General features: G+C 41.2%; 13 protein-coding genes. 5 read left to right on the top strand and 8 right to left on the bottom strand.

The features are described from left to right. Positions 1–233: pyridoxal-phosphate dependent enzyme (locus tag Q1V93_RS13035; RefSeq protein ID WP_300665308.1), on the bottom strand; the 233-nt coding region annotated here is incomplete at its 3' end. 294 nt (positions 234–527) lie between these two features. On the opposite strand from Q1V93_RS13035, the gene dnaX reads away from it, so the two are divergent. The 5 genes from dnaX (at position 528) to Q1V93_RS13010 (ending at position 4,291) form a co-directional block, all read left to right on the top strand. Then, on the top strand, positions 528–1,643 hold the full coding sequence (dnaX, locus tag Q1V93_RS13030; protein WP_300665307.1) for a DNA polymerase III subunit gamma/tau: 1,116 nt from the start codon (positions 528–530) through the stop codon (positions 1,641–1,643). 77 nt (positions 1,644–1,720) lie between these two features. Continuing rightward, positions 1,721–2,245 carry a hypothetical protein gene (locus Q1V93_RS13025; protein WP_300665306.1) on the top strand — a complete coding sequence of 175 codons (525 nt, stop codon included), beginning with the start codon at positions 1,721–1,723 and terminating at the stop codon, positions 2,243–2,245. 5 nt (positions 2,246–2,250) lie between these two features. After that, positions 2,251–3,060, top strand: a complete 810-nt coding sequence (locus Q1V93_RS13020; RefSeq protein WP_300665305.1) for a hypothetical protein — start codon at positions 2,251–2,253, stop codon at positions 3,058–3,060. Further along, complete coding sequence (locus tag Q1V93_RS13015) at positions 3,057–3,683, top strand: dienelactone hydrolase family protein (RefSeq protein WP_300665303.1); 627 nt, start codon at positions 3,057–3,059, stop codon at positions 3,681–3,683. The genes Q1V93_RS13020 and Q1V93_RS13015 overlap by 4 nt, the downstream gene beginning before the upstream one ends. Beyond that, positions 3,680–4,291, top strand: a complete 612-nt coding sequence (locus tag Q1V93_RS13010; protein WP_300665302.1) for a hypothetical protein — start codon at positions 3,680–3,682, stop codon at positions 4,289–4,291. Before Q1V93_RS13015 ends, Q1V93_RS13010 begins: the two co-directional genes overlap by 4 nt. On the opposite strand, the gene Q1V93_RS13005 is transcribed toward Q1V93_RS13010, so the two are convergent. The 7 genes from Q1V93_RS13005 to Q1V93_RS12975 all read right to left on the bottom strand — a co-directional run bounded on the left by Q1V93_RS13005 (position 4,247) and on the right by Q1V93_RS12975 (position 11,271). Continuing rightward, entirely contained in the window at positions 4,247–4,489 is a 243-nt protein-coding gene (locus Q1V93_RS13005; RefSeq protein ID WP_300665300.1) for a GNAT family protein, read from the bottom strand. The two genes, Q1V93_RS13010 and Q1V93_RS13005, sit on opposite strands and share 45 nt — an antisense overlap. Before the next feature lie 260 nt (positions 4,490–4,749). After that, entirely contained in the window at positions 4,750–5,673 is a 924-nt protein-coding gene (locus Q1V93_RS13000; protein WP_300665299.1) for an FKBP-type peptidyl-prolyl cis-trans isomerase, read from the bottom strand. A gap of 1 nt (position 5,674) precedes the next feature. Then, a complete protein-coding gene (locus Q1V93_RS12995) occupies positions 5,675–6,277 on the bottom strand; it encodes an FKBP-type peptidyl-prolyl cis-trans isomerase (RefSeq protein ID WP_300665297.1) in 603 nt (200 codons plus the stop codon). Between the two features lie 139 nt (positions 6,278–6,416). After that, positions 6,417–7,835: a serine hydrolase domain-containing protein gene (locus tag Q1V93_RS12990; RefSeq protein WP_300665296.1), complete on the bottom strand. Its 1,419-nt coding sequence runs from the start codon at positions 7,833–7,835 to the stop codon at positions 6,417–6,419. A 121-nt stretch (positions 7,836–7,956) separates the two neighbouring features. After that, entirely contained in the window at positions 7,957–8,964 is a 1,008-nt protein-coding gene (locus tag Q1V93_RS12985; protein ID WP_300665295.1) for a DUF6624 domain-containing protein, read from the bottom strand. Between the two features lie 75 nt (positions 8,965–9,039). Next, positions 9,040–9,831 (bottom strand): AraC family transcriptional regulator, encoded by a 792-nt coding sequence (locus tag Q1V93_RS12980; protein WP_300665289.1) that lies wholly within the window; start codon positions 9,829–9,831, stop codon positions 9,040–9,042. Positions 9,832–10,101: 270 nt separating this feature from the next. Then, on the bottom strand, positions 10,102–11,271 hold the full coding sequence (locus Q1V93_RS12975) for an O-succinylhomoserine sulfhydrylase (protein ID WP_300665310.1): 1,170 nt from the start codon (positions 11,269–11,271) through the stop codon (positions 10,102–10,104). Positions 11,272–11,281: the final 10 nt, after the last annotated feature.

Genomic DNA, 11,281 nt, shown 5'->3' with positions numbered 1-11,281 from the left:
CCCATTCCTGTATTTCCTGAAGTTCCTTCAATGATTGTTCCTCCTGGTTTCAACAATCCTGCTTTTTCAGCATCTTCAATCATTTTCACGGCCATTCTGTCCTTCACAGAGTTCCCGGGATTGGTTGTTTCAACCTTCGCCAAAACAGTTGCCTTACAGTTTTTTGTGAGCTTGTTTAGTTTCACCAAAGGCGTGTTCCCGATGGTTTCCAATATGTTGTTATAAACTTTCATGTACTGAATTTTACGCAAAGATAGTTTTAATTCAAAATGTAGAATTGAAAAGAAGAGAAAGCAATGCTTTTCATAAGAATCAGCGAGAGCTGGCGAAGACTGACGGGTTATAGTGCGGCGATAAGAAGGAACTGAGAATTTAGAGAGTCAGGATTGAAAAATCTCCCGGGAACTACTCATCTGTCTTGACTCTTGACTCTTTTATACTATAACTCTTTTCAATTTTTCAAAACTTTTCAATTTTACCATTTTCAATGCTCCATTCTTTGAGAAACTTTAGCTAATTTTGTTCCCATGTCGGATTTCGTTGTTTCTGCCAGAAAATACAGACCCCAGACCTTTGATACGGTTGTTGGGCAGAAGGCAATTACCAACACTTTAAAAAACGCAATTAAGAACCAGCATTTGGCTCAGGCTTTCCTGTTCTGCGGTTCGCGTGGAGTTGGAAAAACGACTACAGCCCGTATTTTAGCAAAGACGATCAATTGTTTTAACAGAACGGAATCTGTTGAAGCGTGTGATCAATGTGACAGCTGTCTTTCTTTCAACGAAGGAGCTTCGCTGAATGTCTACGAATTAGATGCGGCATCCAACAACTCGGTAGACGATATCCGTGGCCTGATTGATCAGGTGCGTATTGCTCCGCAGTTGGGAACTCACAAGGTGTATATCATCGACGAGGTTCACATGTTGTCAACGGCAGCTTTTAATGCTTTTTTGAAAACATTGGAAGAACCGCCTGCACATGCCATTTTCATTTTGGCAACTACTGAAAAACATAAAATTCTTCCTACGATTCTTTCCCGTTGTCAGATTTTTGACTTTCAACGGATCAAAGTAAAAGACATTGCAGATCATTTGGCGCATGTTGCTACCCAGGAAGCAATTTCTGCCGATCCCGACGCACTTCATTTGATTGCTCAGAAAGCAGACGGTGCTTTGCGCGATGCGCTTTCCATTTTCGATCAGATCGTTAGCTTTTGCGGTACAACCATTACGCATAAAGCCGTATTGGAGAATCTGAACGTGCTGGATCACGATTATTATTTCAAAGTAGTTGAAAATGCATTGAATGAAGATATTCCTGCTTGCCTGTTGTTATTCAACGACGTCATGGAAAAAGGATTCGACGGGCATCATTTCTTAGTCGGATTGGCTGAACACTTCAGAAACCTCCTCATTTGTAAAGATCCGCGAACAGCGAATTTGCTGGAAGTGGGTGAAGTCACGGAAAAACTCTTTATTGAACAGGCTAAAAAAGTAGACGGAGCAATGGCTCTCCGCTGTTTGGGTGTTTTGAGTAAAGCAGATGTCGATTACAAAGCAGCCAAAAACCAGCGATTACTCGTTGAGCTGACACTGATGCAAATCTGTTCGGTTAAATCTGAGCTTGAAAAAAAAAATCCTTAACTGATCCGGTTCAAATCATTCCCTTTGTTGGTCAAAGCTTACGCAATGAGCCTAGCAAGCCTGTAAACAAACCTTCGGTGACTCCGGAACGTGCCGCTTTTTCTACCAAACCGGAAGCAAAAGTGCTTTCTGCTCCGACAGGAAATCTGAATTCCAACAACTTATCCATCAATCACATGATTGAGCAGCAAAAAGCGAAAGCTACTGTTGCAACAAGTGATTTACCCCGAAAAGAATTTCACCGCGATGACGTGGTTCGTTTGTGGAAAACCATGGCTCATACTCAAAAATTAAATGGTCAGGACCAGGTTTACCACGTGATGATCAAACGCGAACCTGTTCAATTGGATGAAACCACTTTCCAGTTTGAAGTAGACAACACCATTCAGTTGACCCGACTGGAAGGCGCAATCGGAGAAGTCATGGCTTATATCCGGAAGGAAATCCAGAACTACGACTTAGTTATTCAACTGGAAATGGTCAAAGATGCCCCGGAAGAAGTCAAATACCTGAATGGTCCGGATCGTTTTGAAAAATTAGCAAAGAAAAACAGCAACCTTTTCGACCTCAAGAATCGTTTTAACTTAGACATTGATTATTAAACCATATGAAACCATTCTCCATTGGCATAATTTGCCTTTTACTTATCAGCAGTTCCTGCGAAGATGACAGTTCCTCAACAACTGCCACAGAATCTGCAGAAGCAAGCAAAAAAAACAACGAAAGTTTTGATGCCCGCGCAAAACGCGAAATCACGGCGTCCCTGGCTATTCCTGCCAATGAAAAATACAGTATCCGGATTTACAAGGAATACATCAATGCTGATACGATTCAAGATGCAGTCATTACTCTGAACAGAATGGAATACGCCATCAATCAATCCATTAAAAACGGAAACGAAGCAAAAGCTGCAGAAGTAGGTTACACCGGAAATTACAACTACATTTTCTATTACGACGGTGCTATGGATCGTATTTCAAACCCGATCTTTGCTCCTTCCAGTCCGGGAAGAGAATTGGACGTGGAATTCCGTTCCATTGCTGCTCCAACCAGAAAAGACGTGATTATCGGGTATCGCATCCGGAATTCGGGATGGAAAACGTATTTCTCCGTATTTAATGATCACGACTTCATGATGGTTTTCCAATGGAAATACTTTGATCATGCAGGAGAAGATCATCCGGAAGCGTTTATTCATGAATATGAAGAAAATCCGCACCAGGTTCCAATGGATATTGCCATCTATGAAAGTGAAATTGATGGTCACAACAAAAACATCGGGGATATCTACAAGTACATTCCTTCCATCACGAAGAAAAAGACTTTGAAGTTTAAATTCTTCCTGGATCCGGTGGCTAAAAAATACCGTCTTTATCCTGAATTTGCTAAAAACTTACCTCCAAGACCAAGGGTATGAATTCCGTAGAAGCTGTTATTGAAGTTCCGTCGTCTCTGAGATATCGTTTGATCATCCCTGAAGGCCCCGTAAAACACATCGTGTATGTGTTACACGGTTACGGTCAGCTGGTTGCATACTTTCATCTCAAGTTTGCAGGAGTTGCTTCGAATGACACGCTTTTCGTTTTTCCGGAAGGAAGACACCGCTTCTACCTAAAAGGAACTTCCGGAAGAGTGGGCGCATCCTGGATGACCCGCGAATGGAGAGAAGAAGATATCCGTTTGAATGTGTTGTCACTTGATTTGCTTCACCGGGAAATCAGCCAGAAATACCCAGCAGAAAAAATCACTGTTCTTGGTTTTTCCCAGGGAGGTGCAACTGCCGCCAGATGGTTGGCTTATGGTAAGATCAACTGCGATCATTTTATTTCCTGGGCCAGTGTTTATCCTCCGGATCTGGAGATTGAAGAATACACATCAGTTGCTAAAAAATGTACTTTTGTTCTTGGAACCGAAGACGAATATTTCCCGGCACCCGAACAGGAAGCCCTGATTTCCGGTTACCGGTCGAAAGGAATTCAAATTGCCCGCTTTGAAGGCAAACACGATATTCACGAAGAAACACTTATCGCACTATTATGAAACACTTATTTACACTCTTTTTACTGCTGTTTGCATCTCTGACAAGTTTCAGCCAGGTTGATACCGAATTGTATGTAGATGATGAAGAAACAACTAATTCCCGTTTCGAACCCTACTATGAAGTTGGAGCAGATTTGCACTTTTCAGCAGGTAGTTATGGTGGTACGGGAGGATTGGGCTTAAAGTTCGGGATTGTCCGAAACAAATATGTTTCTTTCGGACCCTCTTTACGCTATCATTATTCTTCTTACAAGAGTCCGCAAACCGGTCTTTCAGGTTCTTATTCGGTTTATGGTGGCGGTGCCTTTGTTCATGCCCGTTTTTTCAACTACCTGTTCGTCGGTTTCGAATTCGAAATGCTTTCAAATCCTTATAGTTATGCAAATGGAATCATCTCGGCTAAAAGAGTCTGGGCTCCAACCGGCTTGCTTGGCTTCGGATTTTCTCACGCTTTCGGTGAGCAGCAAAATTTCCGCTTAAATGCCGGGGTGATGTACGACATCATCGATAATGCAAACAGTCCTCTCAGAACCGGGTATTTCATGAAAAAGGAAAACGGGACGTTAATTCCCCTGATCTACCGGATTGCCTTTTTCTTCAAATTGTGATTTGAAAAGCGTATAAACCGCCATATCTGAATACGTATTATTGAAGAAGATCCGTTCTTTAAAGTGAGCTTCTTTTTCGAATCCCAGATGTTCTAACAGGGAAATGGCTCCTCTGTTCTGCGGAGAAACAAGTGCTTCAATTGCATCTGTCATGGAGTTCCTGGAAATAAACTGGTTCACTTGCTTATTCTGACGCATTTTCAGAATCTCTGACGCATCTTCAGGTTGAATTTATCTTAAGAGCAATCGCTCAGTTTTAATCTCCCGAAAAGAGTCGAATACGTGTTGAGTAACTTCCATCATTAAATTGAAATTTGGGATGTGAAAAGCGGAAATGTTCAAAGCGTTTAAATTCAAATTTGAACTTTTGAACTTTTGAACTTTTGAACTTTTGAACTTTTGAACTATTCCTCTAAAAACAAAAAATCCCCCGCCAAATGACGAAGGATTTTCAATGCTTATTTCAATGAACCCATCGGGCCGAAATCAACCAGTTCTACGTAGAAAACCAATGTTGCAAACGGTGGAATACTATTCGGATCCGGAGATTGTTTTCCGTATGCCATATTTTGCGGAACGTACAATTTATACTTCCCTCCTTTTTTCATTGCCGGAATACCGATTGTCCATCCAGGAATCACTGATCCCAGGTTGAACACCGGAATTTGTGGATTGCTCAAAGATGATTGTAAGGTGTCGCCTTCCGTATTCATCAAGACGTAATGAGCTCTTACATCACTTGCAGCTGTCGGGCTTGCACCATTTCCTGCTTTAATCGTTTCCAGGTAGATTCCATTTTGCAACTCCTTCACTCCTGCAATTGTTTTCACTTTGGTGAAATATGCATTTTCTCTCTTGGTTACTTCAGCCATTACGCGGTTGTTGATCTTCGTCATGAAATCTTTCATCATCGCAGCTTTTGCCTCTTTCTTAATCAAGGTATCCGCTTTATTCAACCCCAATTCAAAACCGTAGATCAAATATTCTTTGTCGAATTCATTGTAAGATTTAGCCTGCTCCCAGCTTGTTTTGAACATTCCTCCAAGGAATTTCCCGATACAAAGAGAGGCCTCTTTTGCATATTGTTCGTGGAATTCCTGCTGTGTTTGTCCCAACAATTTCTGAATGGTCTGCTGGCAATTTGCATCAAATGCCTTCTCGTTGTCCAAACCGATTTTAAATCCGTTTAAGATTTCCGCCTTGTCGTATTTTGCAAAATTCGGATCCTGCAATACTTGTCCTGCATTATCTGAACCCATTAAGTAGGAAATCTGCTTTTTCGGTGAGTCCAATGGCAACGATTTCACATCAGCTTTCGCGGAATCACTTCCACAAGCATAAGTCACCGCCAGTAACAGGGATGCTAAAATTATTTTCTTCATATTAGTTTTCTATTCCTAAAAGTTCAACATCAAAAACAAGTGCCATGAACGGCTTGATTGCTCCTCCCGGATGCGGATGCGCTCCGTAAGCTAAATCCTGAGGAATGTACAAACGATATTTGGATCCAACCGGCATCAATTGCAATGCTTCTGTCCATCCTTTGATTACTTGGTGTACTCCGAAAGTTGCAGGAATTCCGCGCGTAATTGAACTGTCGAATACCGTTCCGTCGATCAAGGTTCCATGGTAATGAACATTTACCGTATCCGTATTTTTCGGTTTAGCCCCTGTTCCCTGTTCGATTACTTCGTATTGCAGACCAGAATCAGTGGTTGTAATACCTTCTTTTTTTGCATTTTCAGCAAGAAAATCTTCCCCTTCGGTTTTGTATACTTCAAACTTGGAAGTCGTGATTTCCTGAATATATTTTTGAATAATCTCGTTCGCCTGATCCGGAGAATATTTCATTGTTTTCCCTTGAAAAACATCTGAAATCGCTTCCGCCATAACAGTCGGATCAATTCCTCCCAAATCTTGTTGTAACAGGCTATCTGCAACGCTTAAGCCAATACAGTAACTAACTGCTTGAATATCTTGTGACATGCTTTTTATTTTGAGGCAAAGATAATGCTTAATTACGAATGACGGGCGCCGACCAAATTTAAGTTAATGATGTAGTTAAAACTCTATGAATAATCTCAAACAGGTTTGTTTTCAAATGATCCCTTTCAATAATTCGTAATTAGTTTCGGACTCCTTTTCCGATAACTCGTCCGTACATTGACATTTCCAGTTTCATAGTCCCGTCTTCCTGTAGTGTGAATTCCATTACTCCGTTTGTTCCACCCTGGCGAATTGCCTGGAAAACTGCCTCCGATGAAGGGAAAAACCGCATGTCCCAGTTTGCTTTGTCCGTGTTGTAAATCAAATGTCCGTCCAGGTAAGTAATTACGTGCTTTTCATCCGGATTTTCAGGGTCTGCATATTCTCCTACATATTGTTTGATCACTTCTTCTTTCTGATCTGCTTTCTTTACAAACTCATTAGAACACGGCTTATTATCAATGATTTCACTGATCGTTTCATATGGACACACCCCATTTTTGAAATTATTCAGCACGATAACCGTACGGTCATTTTTAGAACTGTAATGAATCAGTGTAATGTAGCCGTCCCAGCTCCCGGTATGTCCGTAAGAAATCGTATTGTTTCTTTTACGTACTTCGAAACCAAAGCCATAAAGAACATCTTCATTGGTAGAAGTTTTGGTAGTCTCCATCACTTCTTCAAATTCTTTTTGTGTCAGAAGTTGATTGTTATTGAGCGCGTTTATCCATTTATACAGATCTTCCACCGTAGAATTTACCTTAGCAGCTCCATAAATTCCGTCCATATAATAAACCGTCATGTGTCCGATTTTCGGATCGTCCTGGGTTACTTTTTCAAAGGAATTATCTACCCAATCGTATCCATAAGCATAATTCTTTATTTTTTTGGGTTCATATCTTCTATTGTAAACGAAAGTTCGATTCATTTTCAATGGTTTAAAGATCTTTCGGGTTAAATAATCTCCCCACTTTTGCCCGGACACTTTTTCCATAATACTCGCAAGGAGCACATAATTGCTATTGGTATAAGCATACTTTGACCCGGGCGTGAATTCCAATGTATCTTTTGTTTCTGCCAGGTAGTTGATCAAATCCTGGTTGCTTGCAATCCGGTCGCTCTTCCAATTTTCGCTAAAAGATCCTGCAAATAAATAATCAGGAATACCACTTGTGTGACGCAGCAGATCATAAATCGTTACTCCTTTGAAATTGGATAGTTCCGGAAAGTATTTCGTAATATCATCCGTGTAATCCAACTTCTTTTCACGATGAAGCAATGCAATTCCAACGCCCGTAAACTGTTTGCTACAGGACGCCAGTTCAAAAATGGTTTGTGTGTTGTTCAACTCTTTTGAAAGTTCATTACTATAACCTTTTCCGCCTTTGTAGATGATCTTTCCTTTTTCTGCTATCAATACGCTTCCGTTAAATTGATTTTGTGCTGCAAGAGTCGTAAATAAGGAATCCAGTCGTTTTTCTGTGTTGTTTTCTTGTCCAAAAGACCATGTGCCGGCTAATAGTAAAGCTGACGTTAAAGCTGTTTGAATACTCATATTGTTTTGTGATTTTAGTATGTTTCGCAAACATACGAAATTTTTCGTACGAAATAATTATTAGAATATTTTAACAACAGCAGTGATCTCAATCCGATAACAATCGCTACGGAAACAGTGGTTAATCCCGGTGGTATTTCTTTTGTTCCTCTTCGTATCTCGGAAGGTTCTTTTTATATTCTTCCACATTCCAGGTCATTCCCCAATACGATACGTAATCCCGGAGTTTATTCAATCCCACTTCTTCCCGGCGCTTGTCTACATTATCCGGATCTTCCAATGGCAACACGTAGTTTTCACCGCTCTCCCGGAAGAAACCGATCTGGCTGCCGTAAATCTGTTTTTTTCCTTGTCCGAGAGCTACCCGGTCTTCCAGCAAAGCCAAACTGGAAGCCAATGCATTTCCTTTTGCAACAGCGTCACGCATCATGGGCAGGTATTTTTCCTGTGTTTTTTGATCCGAATGTTGAATCACCAAAAACAAGGTGGAATTTCCTTTTTGCCCCACTACATTCGCTCCGAGCCATCCTTTTGTATCCAAAATACGGGTTACTTCGATCAGATTCAGGGAATCTTTCAGGTTGGCTATTTTCCACAATGAATCCATTTGTGGGGAATCCCAGCCGTATTTCTCCTGAATTTCTCCCATTTGTACCCGGGTTCCCTGATCTTCCTCGTAAATCGAATCCAGTTTGGCCCGTAATGGTTTATCGTAATTTGCCTCTTGTTTTTCTTTATTCTTCGTGACCAATTCAATGACTTTCTTCCAGCGTTTGTCCTTGTGCAGGGAATGGAGATCCGAATCGGAAATCATGTGTTCCAGGTTGGTGTAATATCCGCTTTTCGTGATTTGAAACAATTGTTCGAAAGCAGCATCCGGTTTGCCGGCCAAAGCCCAGGAACAGGCAGCGTTGTAGCGATCTTCCGGATCTGTTTTTTCTCCAGAAACGACAAAAGCCTCCGCAAATTTCTCTGCAGAGGCTTTGAACTCTTTAATTTCATAAAGACCAAATGCCAGTCTTACCAATGAATCATACGTTTGTTCTTTCTGTGCGTTTACATGCGCGTTTCGCACCCAGAAAAAACACATAAAAATCAATGCGCTGAAAAGAGATGTGGTTCTGATCATTTGATATTTATTGGGCTTTGTTATGAGTACAAAATTACGCAGGTCAGAAACGAAATACTTGTAGAATTGGGACTCTTACTCGTCAAATTTCCAAAAAATATCTTCTTCTCCCATTCTTTGAATGCTTATAAAAAAAGTACTCGGATTTTGTCCCGTTAATTCCTTAAACCGGTTGGTAAAATCGGACTGATCGTAATACAAACTGTAAAGAGAAACTTCCGTCAGATTCTTCAATCCCAAATTGTGTGCTCCCTGGATACTTGTCCGGAACTTGACTACTTTTTTATATTCTTCAATCGAACAGCAAAGGTGTTTTTTAAAATGGCGCAGCAGTGTTTTCCGGCTGATTCCGATTTTCGATGCCAATTCATCTACCTGGATCGTACCGAACGATTCAAAAATATGCTCCAGCGCCTCTTCCACATAGTTCAATTCCGGATTCGGTTTGAAACGTTTTTCAAAAACAGCATCCAGCAAATCCCGTTTCGATTCGGTATCCTGAGTTTCAAATACTTCTTTCAATTCAGGAAAAATCTCCGGATTCCAATGTTGAAACGAAAAGGTTTCCGGATCATACAATTCTGAAACAGGCACCGAAATAAACCGATTCATTCCCAAAGGATTAAATGCAACGCCGATCTTTTGAAAAACTCCCTTCAGTTCAACAGGAATCTGACGGGTATAATTCATGGTAAACAAGGTTCGGAAGTTTTCTCCCTCCTTGTAAACCGTAAATCCATGTTTGAAATGAGGATAAAAGACGTAGTTTTTCCGGAATTCCACCTCATCGGAATGATGGAAATAATAGTATGAAATGTATGTTGATACCAGTTCATTTTTCGGCCGGATAGTCACAAAACGTTCCATGACGATAAAGGTAGTTCCTTACAGGAATTCCGTTGATGTAACAATTGTTAAAAAAGCTTCTTTTCGGGCTTTATATTTTGTTTACCTGTACCTCATCGTCCTGTTAATCGCGGCAACTCCGGATGAATGGTTTTTGGTAAAAATGTAATTCTGCAACTTTTAAAATTTGTCGATTCGTAATATTACGAATCGACAAATCGTGGGGATAGCAAAATGATAATTTTTGATTTTGCAGGATTTGAATTTACGTTATATTGACCTTTGCCGAAATCACGCATTTAAAGCCCCTTCCAAATCTTCCCAAATATCTTCGATGTGTTCCAAACCAATACTCAAACGAACCAAACCATCCGAAATTCCTACTGCTTCGCGCTCTTCCTGTTTCAGTTTACTGTGCGTTGTGGAAGCGGGATGTGTTGCAATACTGCGGCTGTCACCCAGATTCGGAGTAAGGGAAAACAGGTTCAGACTATCCAGGAATTTTCTTCCGGCTTGTAATCCGCCCTTGATTTGAAAGGTCACGATTCCACCGCCGTGTTTCATTTGTTCCCGTGCAATGTCATGCTGCGGATGCGAACCTAAAAACGGGTACTTCACCCAATCTACCTGTTCGTTCTTCTCCAGTCTTTTTGCAATTTCAAATGCTTGTTCGCAGTGTTTTTCCATTCTCAGATGCAAGGTTTCCAAAGCCTTCGAAAGAATCCATGCATTGAACGGCGACAAAGCCGGACCGCTGTGTCGGGCAAAAGCCTGGATTTTGGCAATGATTTCCTTTGTCGAAACAATCAATCCGCCCAAAACCCGTCCTTGTCCGTCCATGTATTTGGTTGCGGAATGAATCGTAATATCGGCCCCCAAAACAAGCGGCTGCTGTAAAACCGGAGTTGCAAAGCAATTATCAACTACCAGCAAGACATTTTTCGACTTACAAATTGCAGCCAACCGTTTGATATCAATGATATCCAAACCCGGATTGGAAGGTGTTTCGATGTAAACAATCTTCGTCTCCGGCCGGATTGCCCGTTCGTATGCTTCATAGTCGATCGCATCAACATAAGTCGTTGTAATTCCCCATTTCGGAAGAATAGTCACAAACAACTGGTGTGTGGACCCGAAAACCGATTTGGATGAAACAATGTGATCTCCATTTTCAAGCAGGGCAGCAAACGTTGTGAAAACAGCAGCCATTCCTGTTGCTGTTCCCCAGGCCGCTTCTCCACCTTCCAGGCGCGAAACCTTTTCCAGCAATTCGTCTACATTCGGGTTCGAATAACGCGAATAGATATTTGCTTCAATTTCATCTGAAAAAGCCGCCCGCATCTGTTCTGCATCTTCGAAAACATAACTGGATGTCAGATACAAGGGAACACTGTGTTCTGCTTCCTGAGAACGTTCATTTTGAATGCGGATTGCTAAGGTTTCGCTTCTGTAATTATTCATGATTGATGTT

This window comes from Fluviicola sp., from assembly GCF_030151805.1.
GTDB lineage: Bacteria > Bacteroidota > Bacteroidia > Flavobacteriales_D > Crocinitomicaceae > Fluviicola.
The sequence above is the reverse complement of the archived record's forward strand: the minus strand, read 5'-3'. Positions and strand labels throughout refer to the sequence as shown.